The organism is Paenibacillus sp. JNUCC32 (assembly GCF_014863545.1).
Lineage (GTDB): Bacteria > Bacillota > Bacilli > Paenibacillales > Paenibacillaceae > Paenibacillus_AQ > Paenibacillus_AQ lautus_A.
This window is the reverse complement of record NZ_CP062260.1, coordinates 5,048,006-5,069,976: the sequence shown is the minus strand read 5'-3', so window position 1 is coordinate 5,069,976 and position 21,971 is coordinate 5,048,006. Positions and strand designations below refer to the sequence as shown.

The window sequence follows — 21,971 nt, the reverse complement described above, 5'->3', positions numbered from 1 at the left end:
AACCGTGATGGCTCCCGGTTAGGGGCAAGCCTCCTTCGGCCCGGCCAGGCCAAGTCTTGCGGCGGTTATTCCGGCTTTACGCCCATCCATTGCTCATACAGTTTGTCGTATTCGCCGCTGTCCTTCAGCTCCTTCAACAGCTCGTTGACGGTCTTCACGAATTCCGGGTTTCCTTTCTTGATCGCCATGCCGTACGGCTCATCGGTAAAGTTGCCGCCGACCAGCTCGAAGCTCGGGTCCTGCTGCTGCATGCCGAGCAGGATGGAATTGTCGGTGGTCAGGGCATCCCCCTGTCCGGCTTTGAGCGCGGTGAAGGCATCCTGATAATTCTCGAATTCGAGAATAACCGCGTCGGGCGCTTTCTCGCGGATATTTTGCGCGGACGTGGAGCCTTTTACCGTGAGCACCTTCGTATCCTTGTTCAGGCTTTCCAGACCCGTGATCGGGCTGCCCTTCTTCACCAGCAGGGATTGGCCTGCCTCAAAATAGACATCGCTGAAATCCACCTGTTCCTTGCGTTCTTCCGTAATGGTCATCGTGGCAATAATGATGTCGATATCCCCGTTCTTCAGCATGTCGATCCGGGTCTTGGAGGTGACCTCCTTCAGCTCGACCTTGGTCTCGTCGCCGAGAATTTTTTTGGCGAGCGCTTTGGCGATGTCGATATCGAAGCCCTCTACATTGCCAGTGGCCGGGTCCTGCAGTCCGAACAGCTTCGTATCATATTTCACGCCGGCCACCAGCTTGCCCCGTTTTTTGATCGCCTCCAGGGTGTCCGTGCTGCCGGCCCCCCCGCATCCGGATGCGATCAGCATGATGACGAGCGCCAGCAGGGCCGCGCTCCACCTGAAGGTCCTCGTAAATCTTCTCTTCATATCTTTCGCTTCCCCCTTAAAAAAGTTATTTTCTCTTCATGCGTTAGGCCCCGAAGGTGCAGCATTGGCGAAGTTCCATCTTCGTCCGCACATGCCATATCCCAAGGGTCACCGGCTAGTGATGCAGCAGGCGGCTCAGAAACGCCCGCGCTCTTTCTTCCTTCGGCTGATTGAAGAACTCGGCAGCCGGGGCGTCCTCGATGATCCGGCCTTCGTCCATAAAGACGATCCGGTCCGCGGCTTCGCGCGCGAAGCCCATCTCATGCGTAACGACGGCCATGGTCATGCCTTGGTGGGCGAGCGAGCGCATAACATCGAGCACCTCGCCGATCATCTCCGGGTCAAGCGCGGACGTCGGTTCGTCAAACAGCATGATCTTCGGATTCATCGTCAATCCGCGGGCAATCGCGACCCGCTGCTGCTGCCCGCCCGAGAGCTGGGAAGGGTAACTGTTCGCTTTGTCGGCGATCCCGACCCGCTGCAGGTACGTCATCGCTTTTTCCGTCGCCTCCGCTTTCGACATTCCCAGCACCTTCATGGGCGCGAGAATGATGTTGTCGATCACCTTTTTGTGCGGATACAGGTTAAAGTGCTGGAAGACCATCCCGATATCCCGCCTGAATGTATTGATGTCGATCTTTCTGTCATGCAGCTTGACGCCATTCACGACGAGCTCGCCATCCGTAATGCTTTCAAGCCGATTGATGCAGCGCAGGAGCGTGCTCTTGCCGGAGCCGGAAGGTCCAACGATGACAACGACTTCCCCCTGGGAAATGGTCAGGTCGATTTCTTTCAGAACATGGAAGGTTCCGAAAAATTTGTTGACGCGGCTAAATTCAATCAGTAGAAATCCCCTCCTATTCACTTCGAATTGGACGCCTGCATGCATGTAAGCTATTGTCCTGTTTGGGTGCCAGGCCCTTTTTACACTGGTATGGCAAAGGGAGCTTGTTCCATGCCACTTTTAGGAAAATTTAGTATCCAAGCGGTGGGGAGTGAGATATAATAGGGGGCGTAATCTTATGAAGGAGGCAACATGGAGAAACGTGCAAAATTAACCGAAATCGACCTGGTTCGGGGCTTTGCGATGATGGGCGTGCTGATGGTGCATGCGACGTCGTTCGCCACAGTTCAGATGCGCGGGGACGATTTTTTTGGCTTGTATAACTTCCTGAACATATTTTCGAAGGTTGGAACGACGACCTTCATATTTCTGAGCAGCTTCGTGCTGTTCTATAACTATTATCACCGCCCGTTCAAGGGCCGTGACCTTGGGCGCTTCTTCAAAAACCGGCTGATGTATATCCTGGTGCCGTATGTGCTGTTCTCGGTTTTGTTCTTTACGGTGGCCTGGTATCATCGCGGGGGCGAGTCCGATCTGGCGGCGATGCTGGAGAGCTTCTGGCCCAAGCTGGCGACGGGAAAATCCTACACGCACTTGTATTTCATTTTCATTAACATTCAGTTCTACGTGCTGTTCCCGCTCGTATTGATGCTGCTCAAGCGATTCCGCGGCTTCGCGGCGGTCTGCGTGCTGGTCGGCATTGTACTGCAGTGGTTGTTCTACATCGGCAATGATGCCTGGTGGGACGTAACGAACCGGAACAGCTGGTCGCCGTCGTTTCTGTCGTATTATTTTCTCGGGGCATGGATAGGTATCTACTATGACCGGGTTAAGAACTGGCTGACTTCAGCGCAGCAGGCTGCAAGACCGGCGCTGCGAAAGCTGGGCTGGATCTTGCTCTGGGCGGTATGGCTGGGCGCCGCGCTGGCGCATATCGGCCTTCGATACAATCAGCGGCTGCTGGGGACGGAATATCACCCGCTGCTTTACGATGCCTTTTGGAATGTGCATACGTTAACCACCGCCCTGGTTATGCTCCAGGTCGCGCTGCTGTTCGGGAATAAGAGCGCTTGGTGGTTGAACGGGTTCAGACGGCTCGGGGTGTATTCCTTCGGTGTTTATCTGGTGCATCCGCTGGTGCTGCTCTTTTACCGGGACTTTCCTCCGCGGACGGAGAACTCCTGGCTGCTGCTCGCGTGGTATGCCGGCGGGCTTGTCAGCGCGGTCGCGGTTTCGTATATAGCGGTCTACGGCATTAGCCGCCTTGGAGGCTGGACCTGGATCTTCTTCGGTAAACTGCCGGGCAGCTTGCGGAAGGGAAAAGCATCCATTCCTTCGGTTCCGGTCAAGCCAGTGACGGAGGTGTCATCTTAATTTTGGATTATTGGAAAGGCGTTATCTTCGATAGGAGGAGAGCGCCTTTTTCTATTGGCCGGCGGCCGATATTTCAGGATGATTCCCTGATTTTCGGAATGAGGCTTATTGTCCTGCATGACATGTTATATTTTGTTTGATGTTTGGCCTATGGGTGGAATGTCGTCGTTGAGATGGTACAGGTCAATTACATTCGTTACAGACATGGAAGCGAGGGGATGCCAATATGAATGATAGCAGAAATCCTTTGGTAAGCGGTTTCGTTAAGGCGGACGGCAAACGCGTGGTGAATGGGGACGGGCAGGAAATTCTGCTGCAGGGGGTCGGGCTTGGCAGCTGGCTGCTGCCGGAAGGCTACATGTGGAAGATGCCGGAGCAGGGAGACCGCCCGCGGCGCATCGAAGGCATGATCAGGGAGCTGATCGGCGAGGAGAAGGCGGCCGCATTCTGGGAGACCTATTATGATCGGTATATCTCGGAAGCCGATATCCGGCAGATCGCAGCGGAAGGCTTCAATTCCATCCGGGTGCCGATCAATGCCAGGTTTATCATGGAGGAAGGGCAGCATCCGCCGTTTGCCTATCATGAAGGCCATCTGAGGCTCATCGATCGGGTGATCGATTGGTGCAGGACGTATTCGCTGTATGTTATTCTGGATTTGCATGGCGCGCCCGGCGGGCAGACCGGCGCCAATATCGACGATTCCGAGCGGGATTTGCCGGAGCTGTTCACGGATCGGCTGAACGCGGAGCGGACCGTGGCGCTGTGGCGTATGCTGGCGGAACGATATAAAGACGAGTGGATCGTTGCCGGTTACGACCTGCTTAACGAACCGCTGCCCGACTGGTTCAGCGAGTACAATGACCGGGTGATGCCGCTGTATAAGGAAATCACCGCGGCCATACGCGAAGTGGACAAGCGTCATATGATCATTCTGGAAGGTGTGCACTGGTCTACGGACTGGAGTATTTTTGACGATAAATTCGATGATAACCTGATGCTGCAGTTCCATAAATATTGGAACAATCCCGACACGGAGAGCATTCAGAAGTATATCGATCTGCGCGAGGAATGGAATGTGCCGATCTTCATGGGAGAAGGCGGGGAGAACAACCCGCAGTGGTATACGGGGGCCTTCCGGATGTTCGAGGACCATAACATATCCTGGAACTTCTGGACCTGGAAGAAGATGAACACCCGGAATTCGCCGTTCTCGATTCGCATGCCGGAAGGGTGGGATAAGCTGACGGGTTACCTGGAAGGCGGTGCGAAGCCGTCTCCAGCCGAAGCGGAAGCGATTCTTGGCGAATACCTGGACCGTCTTCCGCTGGAAGCCTGCGATGCCTACCCGAACGTAGCCCGGTCGCTGCTGCGTCGGCTGCCCATTCAGATTCCGGCGGAGTTTTACGGGTATCGGGGCGAGGGCGTTTCGTATCATGTCGAGACGAAGGCCAGCCAGGATATCGGCTTCCGCATTTCTGACGGCGTTCCGATGCGGATGATGACGGGCAAGGCGGAGAAGCCGAGCTACGCTTCGGAAGGCGGCAAACCGTGGGCAGAGGATAACCTGGTATGCGTGCAGCTCCGGGAGGGCGATTGGCTTGCTTATGATGCGCTTTGCGCTGGCGCAGGCATCTTTCATCTGGATGTTCGGGCCCTGATTCCGGAAGGTACGGTGGATATCATGCTGCAGATCGGGGATCGGGAGCCTGAAGCCATCTCCTTGTCGGGCCCGGGCGAAGGACAGTGGCACGTTCATAGGCTGGCCGGGGGGATGCCGATTGAGGAAGGCCCCGTGGATCTGGTCTTCATGGTGAATAAGGGCCGCATCGAGCTGGATTGGCTGGAATTTACCGAAGCGCGTTAAATGGATAAGGTGAGGAGAGATGGTGCTGTGAAGGAACAGGCGGCAATATCAGAAGGATTGTGCCAATGGCTGGACGGCTCCGATCTGGAGTCGAAGCAGTACGAAGCGATGCTGCTATTGAGCGTAACGGAAGATGGATGGCCGAATACGGCCATGCTCAGCGTGGGGGAGGTTCTGGCCTTGGACCGGAACCGGATTCGGATTGCATTATGGCAGGGAACGGTTACGACAGGCAATCTCCTTCGGTCCGGACAGGCAACCTTGGTAGCCATTCATGATGGTGCGGCTCATTATGTTCGGCTGCGCCTCCAGGCGCTTCCTGATCTGCCCGATGCCCGGCATCCGCGGCAGCGTTTCGATGCCGAGGTAGTCGCCGTTCGCGAGGATATCGCGAAGTATGCGGATATTACGTCGGCTATCAGGTTTCAGCTGCACGAGCCGGATCAAGCATTGGAACGGTGGAAGGAAACGCTTGAGGAATTGCGGAAGTAGCGGTGTTACTGGCATAATTCCTACTCCATATATAACTCCCGGTATATGCCGGGAGTTATATATGCCTGCTTGTGCTTAATCGGAATGATGCCGAAGAAGACAACTTTAATTTTTCCGCAGAATCTTTTGCTTAGGTATTTGCTATCGTCATTCAAATGTGTTAAGATATGAATATCGAAATCGACCTGAATTCACATATTGTAGAGGGTTGTCATTTCTGGTAACCTTGTGCAATATGTGAATTTTTTTATTCCGTCTGCGAAGAAAAAAGGTCATGTAAATATATATCAAGGAGGATTCCCCCATGCAAACAGGAACTGTTAAATGGTTTAATGCTGAAAAGGGCTTTGGTTTCATCGAAGTTGAAGGCGGAAACGATGTATTCGTTCACTTCAGCGCGATCCAAGGCGACGGCTTCAAAACGCTTGACGAAGGCCAACGCGTTGAATTCAACATCGTTGAAGGAAACCGTGGACCACAAGCTGAGAACGTTGTTAAATTGTAATTACAATTGAAGACTGCCCTTAATGTGCGACATTAAGGGCAGTTTTCTTTTATACGGCGTTTCTATTTTCTAAGACGAGAATAAGGAGGAGCGTTCATGTATTCGCGTAAAAACTCGATGGAGAGTATTCCTGAGGAAATAACGGAAGTGTGGGCATGCACGAAGGAAGACTGCAAAGGGTGGATGCGGGACGATTTTGCGTTCGACACGGAACCGGTATGCCATTTGTGTCATTCCCCTATGGTCAAGGAAACGAGAAGCCTGCCGCAGCTAGTTAATACCAATAAACAACAGAAATCTCTTGCTAAGGGGATTCAGATCGAGCGCAAATAGCAGCTAATACCTAGAGAAAGCGCTGGGCAAACACTAATTCTTCTTGAAGCTACCTTCGGATTTTATGGTAAATCCGTCTATTTCTGTTTCATTGGAAGGAGAATGGTTAGTAATACGTGTACCCTTACATTCTGGGTCAGAATGATTTCGCAGCATAAGGGACGCAAAATTCAAAGGAGTGAAATGTATTGAACACGCAAACCGAGGTACTGAAGCGAAACATTGACAACATGATCATTCAGGAGAACCAAGGCGGCTTGAACGATCAGGAAAAATTCATCATGCAGAAGCTAATGCGTGAGAAATACCAGCAGGAACACGAAAGCAAACAGGAACAGCGCGAGGAAGACAAACAGGAATAACGGGGAAACCGTTTGATATACGTTAGTAACAAGGATGATGAAAGCCGCGGCGATCAGAGAATCGGCTTGGGGCAGAACATCATCGGCAAGAAGGAAGGCATGAATGGCAGCTACTGAGGCTGCTGTTCATTGCCTTTTTTTTGTGTCCCGGTCAGGAAGGGGAACGATATTTCGTTCAGGGGGCGCAATTTTCGTTCTTGCCGTTGTTTACCCGAAAAATGAGCACCTGGATACGAAATCTGAAACCTTACATGCAGACCATGTACGATTTACAATAGAAATATAGAGAATGTAAGGGTTTACAAAATGAAAGGATCAACTTGGAGGTCATAACCATGCAAAATCAACTTCATGCCGACGCATCCGAAACCGGTGTCGGTCCCTCGATGGAGCCTTCTGTGCAGGATAAGAGGAAGCTCGACAGAAAAAGGTGGCTCAGAAAGCTCTACGGCCAACGACATCTTCAAATTATGGCGCTGCTCGGCGTTGTGTGGATGATCATCTTCAACTACATTCCCATGTACGGTGTCATCATTGCATTCAAAGAATTCAACATTGTCAAATCCATCGGCGAAGCTCCATGGGTAGGGCTTGCGCACTTTAAGGAATTTTTCTCGGACGAGGACTTCACCAACGTTATGCGAAACACGCTCGGGATCAGCTTGCTGAAGCTGTTTATCGGTTTTCCGCTGCCGATCATTTTTGCGCTCTTTCTGAACGAGATCCGGTCAGTTCGCTACAAGCGAACGATCCAGACGATCTCCTATCTGCCTCACTTCTTGTCATGGGTCATCCTGGGAGGCATTCTGATGACCTGGCTAGCGGATATCGGGATCATCAACAATATCCTGCTGGCCCTGCATATTATCGACGAGCCGATCACGTATCTGGCCGAACCGAAATATTTCTGGGGAATCATTATCACTTCGGATATCTGGAAGGAGCTCGGTTGGTCAGCGATTATCTATCTGGCGGCCATTGCCAGTATTTCGCCGGAAATGTACGAGGCCTCCACGATTGACGGCGCCGGCCGGTTTCAAAAAATGTGGTATATCACGCTGCCCAGCATCAAGTCGACCATATCCATCCTCTTCATTCTTGCGGTCGGTGGTGTGCTGAACTCCAACTTCGATCAGATTTTGGTGCTGCGGAACTCGCTGAACGAAAGCGCGAGCAACGTCATCGATATTTTCGTATACCACACCGGGATGCAGAACGGACGTTATTCCTACGCGCAAGCCGTTGCATTGTTCAAGTCCGTCATTGCGATCATCCTGCTGTTGATTGCGAACAGGGTGACCAAAAAACTGAACGACACCTCGCTGTTCTAACGAGAAGGGAGAATGATATTCCATGCTTAAACGCAGAACCAAAGGCGAAGCCTTCTTTGATATATTTAATAACTTCGGCATGCTGATCGTATGCTTCCTGACGATCTACCCGATCTGGTATGTCCTGGTAAATGCCTTCAACGACGGGCAGGACGCCATGCGCGGAGGGATCTACTGGTGGCCGAGGATGTTCAGTTTCGAGAATTTCAGCGCGGTGTTTCAGAGCTCCGGCATCATGACGGCGATGGGCATCACCGTAGCCAAAACCGTGATCGGCGTGTTCATCCACGTCCTCTTCACCGCGATGGTCGCTTATGCATTTTCGCGGAAAGGTCTGATCGGCGGCAAATTCTATATTCTGCTCGGAACGGTAACGATGTTTTTCGGCGGCGGACTGATTCCAACCTATCTGTTGATCAAGGATCTGAATATGCTCGACAGCTTCCTTGTGTACATCATACCGGCCATGTTCAGTTTCTTTGACCTCATCATCTTCATGACCTTCTTCCGGGAAATTCCGGACGGTCTGGAGGAGGCGGCGAAGATTGACGGGGCCAACGACTGGTCGATCTTCCTCCGGGTCGTGCTGCCGGTATCCATGCCGGTTATCGCAACGATCGCCTTATTTCACGGAGTTTATCAGTGGAACGACTATTTCACCGGCGTCATCTATATCAACAATACCGACCTGCAGCCGATACAGACATACCTGTATAAGGTCGTCGCTCAATCGAGCTCCAATCAGATGATGGCCCAGGTGCCGGGCGGCGTAGCCAAGACGGTCACTTCCCAATCGATCAAAATGGCGACCATGGTCGTAACGACGGCGCCGATCGTATTCGTTTATCCGTTCCTGCAGCGATACTTCGTCAAAGGGATGATGATCGGCTCCATTAAAGGTTGATTGACAGGATTCGTTGTTAGCCTTCCTTTCCATCTCCCGGGGAGACCCGGGGGAGGGGAAATCTTACAGGTAGCTTCTCTTGCCGAATGTGGCGGGAGTTCTATATAATCATATTTTTAAATAAGAAAAGGGGTAAACACATGAGCAAGATGCTTAAGCCAAAGAGCCTTCTGTTGTTGATGTTCGCACTGGTCATGGCCTTTACAACAGCATGCTCGTCCGGCGGTGACAATAACGCGTCGGAAAAAGAAAAAGGGGAAGAAAAGCCGGCAGAAGAAGTGAAATTGACTCAGGATCAGCCGGGATGGGAAGTCGATACCTCCCCGATTACGTTTGATTGGTACATCAACTTCGCCTGGTTCCCGAACAAATGGGGCGAGGACATTACGTCGCAATACGTAACGAAGAAGACGGGGGTTAACGTCAACTTCATCGTACCGGCCGGTAACGAAGCCGAGAAGATGAATACGATGATCGCTTCCGGCACACTGCCTGATTTTATTACGCTGGGATGGTATGAAGACGCTGTCAAAAAAATGATCGAAGGCGACCTCGTTCTGCCGCTGAACGAACTGGCCGACCAATACGATCCGTATTTCTATAAAGTAACCGACCCTGCGAAGGTGTCGTGGTACACCAAGGATGACGGCAATATTTACGGTTATCCGAATGCCTCCTCTTCACCGAAGGACTATGAGAAGTTTGGCGATAACATTACCTCCAACCAAACGTTCCTGGTCCGCAAAGACATGTATGAGGCGCTCGGAAGCCCGGATATGCGCACGCCGGAAGGTTTCCTGAAAGCGCTTGAGGACGCCAAGAAAATGTTCCCGGACGTGAACGGACAGCCGCTCATTCCGTTTGGATTGCATGATTTCCATGAAAAAGGCAACAGCTCCCTTGAGGGCTACCTGCAGAATTTCCTCGCCATTCCGCAGGATAAAGACGGAAAGCTGTATGACCGCAGCACCGATCCGGAATATGTAAGATGGTTGAAGACGTTACGTACAGCGAATGAAAAAGGTCTGATGTCCAAGGATATTTTCGTGGATAAACGTCCGCAGATGGAAGAAAAAATCGCACAAGGCCGCTATTTCGCGATGCTGTACCAACGCAGCGATATGGCGAACCAGCAGAACGCGCTGTATGCAAACGATCCGAACTCCGTGTACATCGCGGTGGACGGACCGGCTAACTCCAATCTGGATCAGCCGACCTTGTCGGGTCCTTCGATCTCCGGCTGGACGGTAACCTTGATCTCCAAGAACGTAAAAGACAAAGCACGTGCCATTCGCTTCCTGGATTACCTGATCTCCGAAGAAGGCCAGCGTGATACCTACTTGGGCGAAAAAGGCGTGACATGGGATACGATTGACGGCAAAGACCAATTCCTGCCTGAGGTTGCAGAGCTGCTGAACAGCGACCGCGGCGCATTCGACAAGAAGTACGGAGCATCCCACACCTTCTGGATGATGATGGATAATAACGTTACGCAGCCTTGGATGCCTGCTGCAGTCGAGCCGTTTAAGCAAATGGAAGACTGGACCCGCGGCAAGACCCAGAGCTTCTCGCAATTCGATCAGCTGGATCCGGATGCCGGCTCCGAGGAAGGCATCATTAACGACAAGGTCATGAGCGAGTGGGGCAAAATCCTGCCGAAGCTGATCTTTGCCAAAACGGATGCCGAATTCGATCAAATCTGGAACGATTACCAAGCGAAACGCGAATCGCTCGGATTCGCGAAGGTTCAGGAATACAGACAGAAAGAATATGAAGAGAACGTCAAGAAGCTTGAGGAATTCTTGAAGTAAGGATTTTCTCTAGAGCGCGAAAAAAACAGAATGCAGGCGCAAGGTACCCTATGATCGATTTTGTCGAAATAGGGTGCCTTTTGTCGCATCACGAGCTAATATAGGATGGTATCCGATCGGCTGTTGCTGCCTTTCCATCCAGGACTCGGTTACGGTTATTTCATGAAACGGGATGTGACAGTCATGATGAAACGAATGGCATCGCTTATACAATCGTTTACCTATTGGATTGGCCGCAGGTCGATGCAGAGCCGTTTGGTTGCTGCCTATATTTTGATTTTGCTGATTCCGAGCATGATCGTGTCGAATTATTTTTTCAAGCAGATTCGGGATACCTATATCAGCGATGCGCTTAACCAGAACTCGTTCCTGCTGGAGATCGAGAAGATGAACATGCTGAACCAGATCGAGGCGATCGAAATGGCCGCACAGCTGGCGATTTCGGATGACGGGATCAAGGATTATCTTCGGATCAATGAAGAGCCCGAGCCGGCATGGCTGATCGATTTGGCATGGGGGCCTTTCAAGGATATACAACGGATCCAAACGAACAATCCGAATATTACGCATCTTCGGTTATACACCAACAACTCGAACGTGACGGAGATGTGGCCGATCATTTTCCATGAGAAACGGATCGCAAGCGAGCCGTGGTTCCCCAAGGTCAAGGAGTTGGACGGCGGGGAGATGTGGGTATTCAACCACCGCGATCCCGATATTCTGCAGCGCTACGCCGCCGACGTGTCCGAGGAGCAGCCGAAGGTGTCCTTGATCCGCCAAGTCCATAACGGGAATTACAGCGGCGTGATTCAGGTGGATATGCTGCTCAAGTATTTTGCCCCGAAGACCTTTGCCGGTATCGTGGATGACAGCTCGCAGATGGTCATCGTGGATCAGGAAGGGAAGCTGTTCATGGATCGAAGCCAATCGTTCATGACCAGTCACGAGGGACTCCGGGACGAGGTGGAGCTTCAATTCGCTAAGCTGAAGCTGCAGACGGGCGACTCCGAGGAGACCATGCATGCCAGGTTCAGCCTGGACGGTTCCTCGTTCCTGCTGATTGCGACGCCGATGGAGCGGCTTCATGCCCACGTGCTGAATATCGTTTCCCTGGAAGGGGCGCTGAATAACGTATCCAAGGCCCAGGGACAGATTATAGCCGCGAACGTCGTGCTGATCATTCTGCTGTCGATTATTACGTATTACTTGAATTCCATTATCCTGAAGAGCCTGCGTCGTTTAACGGAGACGATGAAGAGAGTCCGCAAGGGAGAGGTTACCGCGGCCATTGCGATCCGAGGCGGCGGCGAGGTGGGCGAACTGGCGCATCATTTTAACAAATTGATCCGCACCATCAATGAACTGATTGCCCAAGGGGTTCGCAAGCAGGCGGTGACCAAGGAGGCGGAGCTGCGTACGCTGCACAGCCAGATCGATTCCCATTTCCTGTACAACACGCTGGAAAATATTAAAATGCTGGCCGAAATCGAGGGACAGCGGACGATTTCGGACGCGCTGACCTCCCTGGGCGGAATGATGCGTTATAACTTCAAATGGTCGGGAGAGTACGTTAAGCTGAGGGATGAGATTCGCCATATCCGCAACTATATCGATGTGATGAATATCCGGTTCGACGAGCCGATCCGGCTTGAACTCAACATTCCGTCCGAATTCATGGAGCTCGAGGTATTGAAAATGTCGCTGCAGCCCATCGTGGAAAATGCCGTCAAGCATGCCTGGCCGGAGTTTCCGGATCAGGAGAAGCAGATCAAGATCGATGTCATCGCATGGGAAGAGGACCAGATTACGATTAACGTCACGGACAACGGAATCGGGATCGAGCCTTATCGGCTGGGCAGGCTGGGCGAGATTCTGCGAACGGCGGACGACGAGGAGCTCCCTTCGGGAGATTATGGGCGCGGCGGCGTGCAGGCCGGTGGAATCGGGCTTCGAAACGTGCACCAGCGAATCCGGTTGTTCTATGGGAATGAATATGGAATCGAAGTGAAGAGCGAAGAGGGGAAGTTTACGCAGGTGACCATGACATTCCCTAAAGTGCTGTTAACAGGAGGAGGCAGTGGACATGAGAAGTCTGATGATCGTGGATGATGAAAAGAATATCCGGTATGGCCTGAAAACGATGATTGAACGGGAGTTCCCGGATCAATACGAGATCCGTTTGGCTGCCCAAGGGCAGGAAGCACTGGATGCCTACAACGAACAACCGTCCGATATCGTCATTACGGACATCCGAATGCCGGTCATGGACGGAATACGCCTGATCGAGGCGTTGGCTGAACGGGAGGGTCCGCTGGGAGTTAAACCCGTCTTTCTGATTCTTAGCGGGTATGACGATTTTGAATATGCGAAGGCGGCGATCCGGTACCAGGTGAAAGAGTACCTTCTTAAGCCGATTCGACGGGATGAACTGTTCGCTGCCCTCCGAAAGACAGAAGAAGTTTTGATCCGGCAAGCGGACGTGCGTGACCGCATGGCGGCCAGTGACGCATATCTTCAACAGCTGCAGACCCATCGGCTGAAGGAGCTCCTGGAGCGGCCCCAAAGTGTGGATGGGGAGCCGGAGGCTGCCGCGGCTGAAATCGGATTTGATTCCTTCGTAAAGCCATTCCGGGTAGCGGTGATGAAATACAAATACGAAGACGGCAACTCCATGAACAAGGACGAGCTGAAGCAGCTGATTGATAACATGACGGCTTCGGTGGAAGGGCGGATCAATGCGTGTTTCCTGGACGGAAAGGGGAGGGTCGTGCTCATCGGCAGTCCGGACGGACAATTCGAGAAGCTGGCACGGCAGTTTACCGAGCGGGAGATGGACGGGCTCTTCGTCGGAATTAGCCGGAAAGGCTTCCGGTTCGAGGATATTCGGAGTTGTTACAACCAGGCGCTGACCGCTTTGAGTTATACGTTCATTCACCCCAACGTCAAACTGATGAGCCATGACGACATTCAAGGGGAGCTGAACACGTACCCGGTGCCGGAAGAGAATATCCGCAAGCTCGGCAACATGCTCGGCACGGAACGGGAACGGGAGATCAAGGCGCTGCTGCTGGACATTTTCCATATCGATGACATGCCCCATGTGGCCATCGATTATTTGGAGTTTGTCAGCAAACGGATTAATGAACGGGTGCTGGACGAAGTGTTCCGCGTGTACGGAGACTCCATGGTGGAAGTGTTGAAGCTGTACCGCAAGGTTGGGACGATGGACAATTACCGTCATTTCCATACGTATTTCAGGAATCTGGAGCATCTGCTGCTGCACGTGAACGAATATGTGAAAGGGATCCGTTCCGCCCACAGCGAGCATTCCGAGATCAAGGCAGCGGTCAGCTACATGGAGGAGAATTATCACAGGCCGCTGAACATGGCAATGGTCAGCAATTATGTATCATTGAATTATTCGTATTTTAGCGAAGCGTTCAAGGCCCATACGGGCGAAAATTTCGTGGTTTATCTCAAAAAGCTGCGAATAACGAAAGCCAAGGACCTGCTTCAGGACGGTGACATGAAGCTTGCCGACATCGGCAAAGCGGTCGGGTTTGAGAACACCAAGCAATTCTCGCGCGTCTTCAAAGAGCTGGAAGGCATCTCGCCGCATGAATACCGGATCAAGGTGCAGACGGATGCAGGCTTGCAGCAGGAATGATTTCAAAAAAACGCTGGGAGGACCAGACGCCAAAATGATATTGTCTATGAAGGGAGAACCTTGTCCGTCAAGCGGCAGGGTTCTCCCTCTTATATGAACCGGGGACTGTTATTTTACATCCGATCCCTTTTTCACGGTTGACGCCACTATTGACTAGTGAGCGTTGAGCCCGTTTCAAGTAAGGTCTTCAATCCCGACAGTACGATCGGCAAGCCTAACTTCAGCGTGTTAGCCGTATGCAGCGCCTGATCAAACTCATCATGGATAACCGTTACCAGGGTTACGCCGTTAAGCTCGGCATGGGGATCGATTTCCCACGTAATGCGCGAGGGCTTTTCGCCGGCAGTATCATCGGTTATTAACATCCTCCAACTCAGAACCAGCTTATGCGGCGGATCTATACTTATTATGGTCCCCTCTGCTTGAACCTTGCCCTCGGGGTTCTTTAGGTTGAATGGCGAACCGATTTCCCAGTTGGATTGGATCGAGCAGTTGTACCAGAACTTTGATGTCTTGGCTGGATCGGTTATGGCGCGCCATACTTGCTCGGGTGCTGCTTTAATAGCAATCTGGTTTACATGACGGGGTTTCTGTTCCATATCCGGTTCACGCTCCAATTCATTTTTAAGGGATGTTAATTCCAGCGCCCAGGGCTCAGCGTACTTGCTGACCCACCGGTCGTATATTTGACGGATCGGCACGGAATTCAGATAATGCAGCTTCTCCCGGCCTACCTTTCTCGTTGTGACAAGGCCGGCTTCCTCCAGTATATGAAGATGCTTCATGACGCCGAATCGGGTCATCGCAAGGGGAACGCACAGCTCGCTTAAGCTCTGCCCATCTGATTTATACAGCAGATCCAAGAGAGTTCGCCGGCTGGGATCCGCCAGTGCTTTAAATACTTCATTTTCCAATCGTGACATCTCCTTCTTAACAGCATGCTAAGAAAATTCAAATGGCTATTGACACGTGACCTAATGGTAACGTATTATAAACGTGACAGTATAGTCACATATTATCATACAACGAATCGTTTGTCAGCTTACGGCATTTTGAATGGACGAATGGGGAGGTATGAAAGTGACGAAGCAGCATAGTAAACAGCATAGGTCTGGATGATTAAGAATCCATAGTGGTTAAAAAGTACAGGGAGGATGAGGAAACATATGAAAATTGTTATGATCGCGGGCAGTAATCGTCAAGGAGCTACAAGTACGTTATTGCTTCGCTATATCGGGAGGCTGCTGCAAGGTCATCAAATTTCAGCCGCATGTATCGAATTGAATGAATTGGAATTACCGCTTTATTCGCCTGACAACGTGGAACTGAGCCCGAATGTCCAGTATGTATTGGATATAGTCAAAGGTGCGGACGGATTGATCTTCGCGACACCGGAATATCATGGTTCGATTTCAGGGGTGCTCAAAAATGCCCTGGATTACATGAATGTAAGTCATATATCGGGGAAACCGGTGCTTTCCGTGAGCTCTGCAGGCGGACCGGTCGGGGTGAGTTCGCTGACCCATCTTCAGAGTATTATGCGCAACTTGCATGGGGTTAACAGCCCGGAGTGGATTTCTATCGGAGTGGGATCGCAAGGCTTTGATGCGGAGGGTGTTCCATTAGATGCTGGGCTGAGGGAGAGGGTTGATGCTGCTGTAGAGAAGTTTCTCGTTCTGACCCGGTCGCTTTCTGTTGGTGTCATGTCACTACGGTAACAGGACTTTACGGATTTCTAAACTGCGATCCATCCTATGGGTAACTGTGCATTTTACGGATGACTGTATAACGATGCGCCTAATACGTGACCATTTAGTTACGTATTAGGTGGAAAGGAGAATACATGTGAAAGCAATTCAGCCAGGTATAAAGAAGACGGCAGGAACAACTGTAGAGGCAGGCGAACGTTGGTTGGGTTCCTGGTTTGCAAGCCAGACTTACTACGATGCAAGATTCACCGCCATCGATACATTGGATAACCAGACGATTCGCATGATCGTACACCCCCATACCGCCGGCTCTACCATACGATTGAAGTTATCCAATCTGTATGGTTCCGAACAGGTAGTATTCGGCAGCGTAAACTTAGCGCTTTCCAATAAAGATGGTTATACGATTCCAGGTAGCGATAGACATGTCACATTCGAACGGAAATCAATCATCATCATTCCTGCCGGACGAGAAATCTATACTGATCCCGTGGATCTTAACGTGAGTGGAGCTGTGGATGTAGCCATAAGCATATATGTTCCTCAATCAACTAAAACATCTACTTGGCATTTTTCCCCACCCCAAATCAGCTATATCGCCGATGGGGATCACGCTTCGGATAACAGTACAGAATTCTTCAAGCAAAAGACCCACTCCTGCTATTGGGTATCCGGTATGGAGGTATTATCCCAGGGAAGGAATTCACGAGTGATTGTTGCACTAGGCGACTCGATTACAGAGGGGAGTACGTCTACCGCAGGATCTAACCACCGGTGGCCAGATTTATTTTACGATCGTCTTGTTCGGGAAAAGACTGACCAGGAAATTGCGGTCCTTAATTCCGGCATCGTCGGGAATCAGATTCTAAAGAGCGGTCCAGACGTTGGTCTGCCCGTAGCCGGAGAAAATGTGCTTTCGCGTTTAGTTCACGACGTTTTCTCTCATCCTGGAATTACAGACGTGATTTTTTTTGAAGGCATCAACGATATCGGCCTTGGGAATGCGACCGCAGATCAAATTATCGCGGGCATGAAGAAGGTGGCTGTCGAAGCGCATGCGAAAGGAGTACGCATATATATAGGCACCCTCACCCCGTTCGGCAATGCAAATTATTACTCGGAGGAAAAGGAACGAGTTCGCCAAGAAGTCAACCAGTGGATTCGTACTCAACATGTATTCGATGGAATGTTTGACTTTGACAAGGCCTTAGCTAATCCCGAAGCTCCAAACGAACTGCTTCCCGCCTATGATTATGGCGATCATCTGCATCTTAGCGATGCAGGATATAAAGCATTAGCTGATAGTATCCCATTGTCTCTATTTGAGGGATAAAGAGCAGCCTGCTTTCATAATGCAAATAACCAACAAAGGAGATGTTTTTCATGAAGACCATAGAGCAGAACAATATCGAAATGGTGACCGCAAAGATCGAGGAGATATGGAATGAAGGGGATATTTATCAGACGGATCAGTTTTTTGCCGAACAGATCGCAGAAGCCTTCGAGGATCAACACTATATGCTAGCCGATACCTTAGCCCAAGGGGAGAAGGTCATAGCAAGAATTGTTATTACAGGAACGCATAATGCCAGCTTTGCAGGAAATCCGCCGACGGGCAAATCCGTTCAGATTACCCAGTTCCGGGAATTTCATATCGTAGATGGCGAAATTACGAATCACAGTGGTTGGTTCGATACAGGGACGCTGCTGCCCCAAATCCAGGCAAAGTAGCTGCGGATGTTCACGGTAAAGCAATCGGAAAACCCAACGAACAAAGGAGATGTTATATGATGAAAACAATAGAACAGAACAATATGGAAACGGTATCCGCATTTATCGAGAGTTTCTGGAATCAGAGTGATATGGACAGCACGGATCAATTTTTATCGGCCGGTTATCAAGAGCATTCTTATCAATCGAAAGAAGGCTTGAAACAATTTGCCTTAACCATACTGGGGGCATTTCCGGATAAACACTATACCGTGGAACAGATGATCGCCCAAGGGGATAAGGTATTAGTAAGAATGGCGGTAAAAGGCACGCATACCGGCATGTTTTTTGGCAACTCTCCAACAGGCAATACCATTGATGTGACACTGTACCGTCAATATCGGGTAGCCGATGGTAAAATAACCGAACATCGCGGTTGGATCGACATGGTGACGATGTGGCGCCAAATTCGAGGCAGCTAAAGATTCGGCACGATCCAGTCTTATGGACTGGGTCGTTTATTCTGCTCTCTGACCATGATATATTCCATCTCGTTTTATCCTTAATATGGTAAAATAGAGGAGTCGGAGGTGCGTTATGACGAATTCAGCAAAATGGATCTGGGTATGGATGGTAGCATTGGTGCTGGCCTGCACCGTGTTTCTGATTGAACATCAGAAGAAGATCGAACAGGGAACGAAAATGACCTTGCAAAGCATATTGGGCACATCTCTATTTCAAATATGGAGCCATTACACCGACATTTTGGAGCTGAAGTCCATGCCCCTTCATGAAGCGCGCCTTGCGGAAGTGCGGCTGAAGCTGGCGGCCATCGAAGCGTATTCCAAGACAGCGGATGAAGCCGTCCGTTCGCAGCTGCTTAACCCCATCGCAGGAAAGTTCCTGGCTCTGTCCGACAGCATACGGGAAAGCTATGCGGAGAACGGGGAGTTCTCGGAGGAAGACATCGAGAAGTACGCGATCATCATGAAGGATTCGGAAGCATTGATTTCCCTGATGTACAAGGTGTATTACGTTACGGATTCGGTTGAGGGGGGAGAAGTCAATCTGGACATTTCCGATTACGACGAATTGGTAGCGCTTAACAACAGGTTGAAGCATGATTTGGATGGTTTTGCGAAGAAGTAGTTTAGAGTGCCGGAACCCGGAGAAGAAACGACAGTAGACGGAAAAAAGACACCTGATCTGCTTTTCAAGGACATGCCTGGAATAGTGATCGGGTGTCTTTCCTATATGCAGGATTATGTAATCCCTGTGTTATTTATTGAGCTGCAGTCTCTAATGTGGACAGCGTCATTTCCATTTTGCGGGTGATTTCTTTCTGCCACTTCACGTCTCCAAGCTGGATCGCGAGGTTCAGCAGGTCCAAATAATCATCCATTTGCAGAGAACAGCGGCGGGAAGTCGTTTTCATAAGTCAATCGGCTCTCCTTTGTATATAAACTCTTCAAGCGAAAAGCGTGTAAACCTGAGTATAAATACATTCTCAACACATTCTCACTTGTCCGGTAATGATAATCATTATCATGTGGTTAATTCTCATTATAAAGGCTTCCCGCCCAGGTTGCAAGCCACTTTCTTGGATTTTGCGTAAAAATGAATTAATTCATGAAGAACCGCTGCCTGTATTTGCGCGGCGAGATCCCTTCCTGCTTCGTGAAACAGGAGGTGAAGTAGGCCGCATGATTGAAACCGACCTCCTCCGCGATCCGGCTGATGCTGAAGTCCGTCTGCATCAGCAGCATCTTGGCCTGCTCGATTCGATAGCGCTGCAAATATTCAACCGGCGAGCAGCCGAATTCCTTCTGCATGCAGCGTGCGATATAGACAGGGTGGAAGTTGATGCGGTCGCCGAGCTCCTGTACCTTGAACTCCTCGCGATAATGCTTCCGCAGATAAGCTGCGGCCCGTTCGGCACAAGCGGAGGAGGGCGAGGAGAGGGGCGTATCCAATGCGGCGGCCAGCTGCTCGATGAGCTCTTGGAACACCACCTGCTGCCGCCACAGGATTTTGGCCTGGTGACCGTACTGAACCAGCGAAGACAGGGTAGCCAGGAGCTCCATGGCCTTTTCCGGCTGAGGCAGGGTGCCGAACTGGGGAATGTTGACGGAAAAATAGTTCGGCGTCATCGCCTTCAGCTCCGGAACTTCCTCTCTTCTAGGCGCTTGGCAGGCCTCGTCCGGGTGCCAATCCCCGGAAGTCTGGAAATGGAGCCAGTAATAATCGGTCTCCTCGGTACATCCTTTCGTACCGAAATGATGGGTATCGGGACGCAGGATCAGGAACATGCCGGGTTTGATCTCATAAGGATTTCCGTTCTCGGTGACATGCAGCTCTCCCTTCCTAACGACGAGCAAATCAAAGATACCGATGTTTTTGCGGTTGGGATGTCCACTGTGAATCGGAGCCCGGGTAAGCCCGCTATTGATGTATTCCGGCAGCGGCGGAACGGTAAAATTCAGGATCGTCATAAGAAAGCCCTTTCGTGGTTCGCGAGGTTTGAATTTTGAAAGTTTTCGTTCGGAAAATGATATTATAACTCCAGTATACCATCTATAATTTGAAAAGGTTAAAGACCGTTTCATCATGAATTGTGTTTAACCCTTACATCATGGGTGGAGGTTGGAATGTTGGATAAAAACACAAACAAATTTACATTATGGGTTCTCGCATGGCCCATATTTATCGAGCTGTTCCTGCAGTTTCTGCTGGGAGCGGTGGATACATTGATGGTCAGCCGGATTTCCGACGATGCGGTGGCCGTGGTCGGCTTCTCCAATCAGCTGTTTCAGGCGATGACGACGCTGTTCATGACGGTCGCCAGCGGTGCCGGCATTCTCATTGCCCAAAAGATCGGCTCGCATCGGACGGGGGATGCCCGAACGATCGGCATCATGGCGGTAAGCGCCACCACCATCATCGGCTTGGCGTGCAGCGTGATATTGTTTGCAATGCCGGAGGCTATCGCCTCGGTGCTGCAGCTGCCGGAGCATCTGCTTCCGCTTGCGGGAACGTATATCTCCATTGTCGGCGGCGGAATGATATTGATTGCCATGATGGCTACGATGAGCACGGTCATCCGCAATACCGGCAACACGCGCGGGCCGATGTACGTGGCTATCGGGATGAATATCATCCACGTCATTATGAACTATGGGTTTATATTCGGAGCTTTAGGCTTCCCGCAGTGGGGGCTTACCGGCGTTGCGATTTCGACGGTGGTCAGCCGGTTGCTTGCCGTTCTCTTGCTGGTGTACATGTTTCTGCGCTCCTTTGAATACCGAATCAAATGGAAGGAATTCCGGGTGTTCGACCGCCCGCTGTTCGGCGAAATCCTGAAGATTGGTTGGCCGCTCGGCATCAATATGTCCTGCTGGGTTTTTACGCAGCTGATCATTTACTCATTCATTGCAACACTGGGTGCCGCCGAGCTGGCAGCCCGTACGTACATGAATACGCTGGAATCCTTCTGCTTCCTGCTTGGCTCGTCGATCGCGATGGCGGCCCAGATCCAGATCGCGCATCTGTTCGGCGCAGGCCGGATCCGGGAGGCATACCGAAGCGCGTACCGCGCACTGGGTATCGGGGCAATTTACGTGGTCGTCAATGCGTTCATCCTGTATGTTTTCGGAAAACAGCTGCTGGGGCTGTTTACGGACGATAAGACGATCGTTGCGATCGGGGCATCGCTTCTTGGGATGAACCTGATTCTCCAGCCCGGCAAAATGCTCAACATGGCGCTCGGCAACTCGCTTAATGCCGTCGGAGATACCAGGTTCACCATGTACATTTCCCTTGGCTCGATGTGGCTTGTCGCCACCGGGCTGTCCTATGTGCTTGGCATACACATGGGATGGGGTCTTATCGGCATCTACTCCTGCATGATTGCCGACGAGTATTTGCGCGGCGTGTTGTCTTTCTTCCGCTGGCGGGGGCAGAAGCACCTCCGCAAGGCAGAGCAAGTCGAGCCGGTGAGCCATCAGGCACACTCAATGGAACCGATCCCGGCGCAAGCTTAATGATTGGTTATAATATAGAAAAAGGATACTTCGGCCGTGCGGCATCGGGGTATCCTTTTTTTACATACTAAAAAAATAACGTACTCGAAAACTTTTTGCCTGCATGCCGGGGTATTGTAAGTGATTGGCCAAGTGAAAGGAGGCAAG

General features: G+C 51.1%; 22 protein-coding genes. 17 read left to right on the top strand and 5 right to left on the bottom strand.

The window, feature by feature from the left end; translation table 11 throughout:
- Positions 1-65 precede the first annotated feature (65 nt).
- Complete coding sequence (locus JNUCC32_RS22490) at positions 66-875, bottom strand: ABC transporter substrate-binding protein (RefSeq protein ID WP_192569892.1); 810 nt, start codon at positions 873-875, stop codon at positions 66-68.
- A gap of 115 nt (positions 876-990) precedes the next feature.
- Positions 991-1,764 carry an amino acid ABC transporter ATP-binding protein gene (locus JNUCC32_RS22485; RefSeq protein WP_096774710.1) on the bottom strand — a complete coding sequence of 258 codons (774 nt, stop codon included), beginning with the start codon at positions 1,762-1,764 and terminating at the stop codon, positions 991-993.
- A gap of 147 nt (positions 1,765-1,911) precedes the next feature.
- Here JNUCC32_RS22485 and JNUCC32_RS22480 point away from each other — a divergent pair, with 147 nt between their 5' ends.
- The 11 genes from JNUCC32_RS22480 (at position 1,912) to JNUCC32_RS22430 (ending at position 14,365) form a co-directional block, all read left to right on the top strand.
- Positions 1,912-3,093 (top strand): acyltransferase, encoded by a 1,182-nt coding sequence (locus tag JNUCC32_RS22480; RefSeq protein ID WP_096774709.1) that lies wholly within the window; start codon positions 1,912-1,914, stop codon positions 3,091-3,093.
- 226 nt (positions 3,094-3,319) lie between these two features.
- A complete protein-coding gene (locus tag JNUCC32_RS22475; protein WP_192569891.1) occupies positions 3,320-4,960 on the top strand; it encodes a glycoside hydrolase family 5 protein in 1,641 nt (546 codons plus the stop codon).
- Between the two features lie 27 nt (positions 4,961-4,987).
- Positions 4,988-5,452 carry a pyridoxamine 5'-phosphate oxidase family protein gene (locus JNUCC32_RS22470; protein WP_096774707.1) on the top strand — a complete coding sequence of 155 codons (465 nt, stop codon included), beginning with the start codon at positions 4,988-4,990 and terminating at the stop codon, positions 5,450-5,452.
- A 304-nt stretch (positions 5,453-5,756) separates the two neighbouring features.
- The gene (cspD, locus tag JNUCC32_RS22465; protein ID WP_006207896.1) at positions 5,757-5,957 is read left to right on the top strand and encodes a cold-shock protein CspD; all 201 of its coding nucleotides are present in this window, start codon (positions 5,757-5,759) and stop codon (positions 5,955-5,957) included.
- Positions 5,958-6,053: 96 nt separating this feature from the next.
- A complete protein-coding gene (locus tag JNUCC32_RS22460) occupies positions 6,054-6,290 on the top strand; it encodes a cold-shock protein (RefSeq protein WP_012818739.1) in 237 nt (78 codons plus the stop codon).
- Between the two features lie 188 nt (positions 6,291-6,478).
- Positions 6,479-6,652, top strand: a complete 174-nt coding sequence (locus tag JNUCC32_RS22455; protein ID WP_176502456.1) for a hypothetical protein — start codon at positions 6,479-6,481, stop codon at positions 6,650-6,652.
- A gap of 335 nt (positions 6,653-6,987) precedes the next feature.
- Positions 6,988-7,983, top strand: a complete 996-nt coding sequence (locus tag JNUCC32_RS22450) for an ABC transporter permease (RefSeq protein ID WP_192569890.1) — start codon at positions 6,988-6,990, stop codon at positions 7,981-7,983.
- A 22-nt stretch (positions 7,984-8,005) separates the two neighbouring features.
- Positions 8,006-8,887, top strand: a complete 882-nt coding sequence (locus tag JNUCC32_RS22445; RefSeq protein WP_096774705.1) for a carbohydrate ABC transporter permease — start codon at positions 8,006-8,008, stop codon at positions 8,885-8,887.
- Between the two features lie 140 nt (positions 8,888-9,027).
- Positions 9,028-10,698: an extracellular solute-binding protein gene (locus tag JNUCC32_RS22440; RefSeq protein WP_192569889.1), complete on the top strand. Its 1,671-nt coding sequence runs from the start codon at positions 9,028-9,030 to the stop codon at positions 10,696-10,698.
- 105 nt (positions 10,699-10,803) lie between these two features.
- Positions 10,804-12,807: a cache domain-containing sensor histidine kinase gene (locus JNUCC32_RS22435; protein WP_192569888.1), complete on the top strand. Its 2,004-nt coding sequence runs from the start codon at positions 10,804-10,806 to the stop codon at positions 12,805-12,807.
- Positions 12,782-14,365 (top strand): response regulator, encoded by a 1,584-nt coding sequence (locus JNUCC32_RS22430; protein WP_096774703.1) that lies wholly within the window; start codon positions 12,782-12,784, stop codon positions 14,363-14,365. The genes JNUCC32_RS22435 and JNUCC32_RS22430 overlap by 26 nt, the downstream gene beginning before the upstream one ends.
- 146 nt (positions 14,366-14,511) lie before the next feature.
- On the opposite strand, the gene JNUCC32_RS22425 is transcribed toward JNUCC32_RS22430, so the two are convergent.
- Positions 14,512-15,279, bottom strand: a complete 768-nt coding sequence (locus JNUCC32_RS22425) for an ArsR/SmtB family transcription factor (protein WP_192569887.1) — start codon at positions 15,277-15,279, stop codon at positions 14,512-14,514.
- Between the two features lie 252 nt (positions 15,280-15,531).
- Here JNUCC32_RS22425 and JNUCC32_RS22420 point away from each other — a divergent pair, with 252 nt between their 5' ends.
- The 5 genes from JNUCC32_RS22420 (at position 15,532) to JNUCC32_RS22400 (ending at position 18,933) form a co-directional block, all read left to right on the top strand.
- Complete coding sequence (locus JNUCC32_RS22420) at positions 15,532-16,083, top strand: NADPH-dependent FMN reductase (protein ID WP_192569886.1); 552 nt, start codon at positions 15,532-15,534, stop codon at positions 16,081-16,083.
- 127 nt (positions 16,084-16,210) lie between these two features.
- Complete coding sequence (locus tag JNUCC32_RS22415; RefSeq protein ID WP_192569885.1) at positions 16,211-17,407, top strand: SGNH/GDSL hydrolase family protein; 1,197 nt, start codon at positions 16,211-16,213, stop codon at positions 17,405-17,407.
- Positions 17,408-17,457: 50 nt separating this feature from the next.
- Positions 17,458-17,805: an ester cyclase gene (locus JNUCC32_RS22410; protein WP_096774699.1), complete on the top strand. Its 348-nt coding sequence runs from the start codon at positions 17,458-17,460 to the stop codon at positions 17,803-17,805.
- A 56-nt stretch (positions 17,806-17,861) separates the two neighbouring features.
- Positions 17,862-18,266: an ester cyclase gene (locus JNUCC32_RS22405; protein ID WP_228468804.1), complete on the top strand. Its 405-nt coding sequence runs from the start codon at positions 17,862-17,864 to the stop codon at positions 18,264-18,266.
- Between the two features lie 115 nt (positions 18,267-18,381).
- Positions 18,382-18,933, top strand: a complete 552-nt coding sequence (locus tag JNUCC32_RS22400) for a hypothetical protein (protein WP_192569884.1) — start codon at positions 18,382-18,384, stop codon at positions 18,931-18,933.
- A 133-nt stretch (positions 18,934-19,066) separates the two neighbouring features.
- Here the strand turns inward: JNUCC32_RS22400 and JNUCC32_RS22395 are convergent, their stop codons facing one another.
- Both JNUCC32_RS22395 and JNUCC32_RS22390 read right to left on the bottom strand, forming a co-directional pair.
- Positions 19,067-19,219, bottom strand: coding sequence for a hypothetical protein (locus tag JNUCC32_RS22395; protein ID WP_009591875.1), 153 nt, complete (start codon positions 19,217-19,219; stop codon positions 19,067-19,069).
- Between the two features lie 187 nt (positions 19,220-19,406).
- A complete protein-coding gene (locus tag JNUCC32_RS22390; protein ID WP_192569883.1) occupies positions 19,407-20,276 on the bottom strand; it encodes an AraC family transcriptional regulator in 870 nt (289 codons plus the stop codon).
- A gap of 156 nt (positions 20,277-20,432) precedes the next feature.
- Here JNUCC32_RS22390 and JNUCC32_RS22385 point away from each other — a divergent pair, with 156 nt between their 5' ends.
- Entirely contained in the window at positions 20,433-21,824 is a 1,392-nt protein-coding gene (locus JNUCC32_RS22385; protein ID WP_192569882.1) for an MATE family efflux transporter, read from the top strand.
- Positions 21,825-21,971 lie beyond the last annotated feature (147 nt).

Excerpts from the sequence above, each read along its gene's own strand:
- JNUCC32_RS22490 (WP_192569892.1), bottom strand. The coding sequence starts at position 875 with ATGAAGAGAAGATTTACGAGGACCTTCAGGTGGAGCGCGGCCCTGCTG.
- JNUCC32_RS22485 (WP_096774710.1), bottom strand. The coding sequence starts at position 1,764 with ATGCATGCAGGCGTCCAATTCGAAGTGAATAGGAGGGGATTTCTACTG.
- JNUCC32_RS22480 (WP_096774709.1), top strand. The coding sequence starts at position 1,912 with ATGGAGAAACGTGCAAAATTAACCGAAATCGACCTGGTTCGGGGCTTT.
- JNUCC32_RS22475 (WP_192569891.1), top strand. The coding sequence starts at position 3,320 with ATGAATGATAGCAGAAATCCTTTGGTAAGCGGTTTCGTTAAGGCGGAC.
- cspD (WP_006207896.1), top strand. The coding sequence starts at position 5,757 with ATGCAAACAGGAACTGTTAAATGGTTTAATGCTGAAAAGGGCTTTGGT.
- JNUCC32_RS22460 (WP_012818739.1), top strand. The coding sequence starts at position 6,054 with ATGTATTCGCGTAAAAACTCGATGGAGAGTATTCCTGAGGAAATAACG.
- JNUCC32_RS22450 (WP_192569890.1), top strand. The coding sequence starts at position 6,988 with ATGCAAAATCAACTTCATGCCGACGCATCCGAAACCGGTGTCGGTCCC.
- JNUCC32_RS22445 (WP_096774705.1), top strand. The coding sequence starts at position 8,006 with ATGCTTAAACGCAGAACCAAAGGCGAAGCCTTCTTTGATATATTTAAT.
- JNUCC32_RS22440 (WP_192569889.1), top strand. The coding sequence starts at position 9,028 with ATGAGCAAGATGCTTAAGCCAAAGAGCCTTCTGTTGTTGATGTTCGCA.
- JNUCC32_RS22435 (WP_192569888.1), top strand. The coding sequence starts at position 10,804 with ATGGTATCCGATCGGCTGTTGCTGCCTTTCCATCCAGGACTCGGTTAC.
- JNUCC32_RS22430 (WP_096774703.1), top strand. The coding sequence starts at position 12,782 with ATGAGAAGTCTGATGATCGTGGATGATGAAAAGAATATCCGGTATGGC.
- JNUCC32_RS22420 (WP_192569886.1), top strand. The coding sequence starts at position 15,532 with ATGAAAATTGTTATGATCGCGGGCAGTAATCGTCAAGGAGCTACAAGT.
- JNUCC32_RS22410 (WP_096774699.1), top strand. The coding sequence starts at position 17,458 with ATGAAGACCATAGAGCAGAACAATATCGAAATGGTGACCGCAAAGATC.
- JNUCC32_RS22405 (WP_228468804.1), top strand. The coding sequence starts at position 17,862 with ATGATGAAAACAATAGAACAGAACAATATGGAAACGGTATCCGCATTT.
- JNUCC32_RS22400 (WP_192569884.1), top strand. The coding sequence starts at position 18,382 with ATGACGAATTCAGCAAAATGGATCTGGGTATGGATGGTAGCATTGGTG.
- JNUCC32_RS22395 (WP_009591875.1), bottom strand. The coding sequence starts at position 19,219 with ATGAAAACGACTTCCCGCCGCTGTTCTCTGCAAATGGATGATTATTTG.
- JNUCC32_RS22390 (WP_192569883.1), bottom strand. The coding sequence starts at position 20,276 with ATGACGATCCTGAATTTTACCGTTCCGCCGCTGCCGGAATACATCAAT.
- JNUCC32_RS22385 (WP_192569882.1), top strand. The coding sequence starts at position 20,433 with ATGTTGGATAAAAACACAAACAAATTTACATTATGGGTTCTCGCATGG.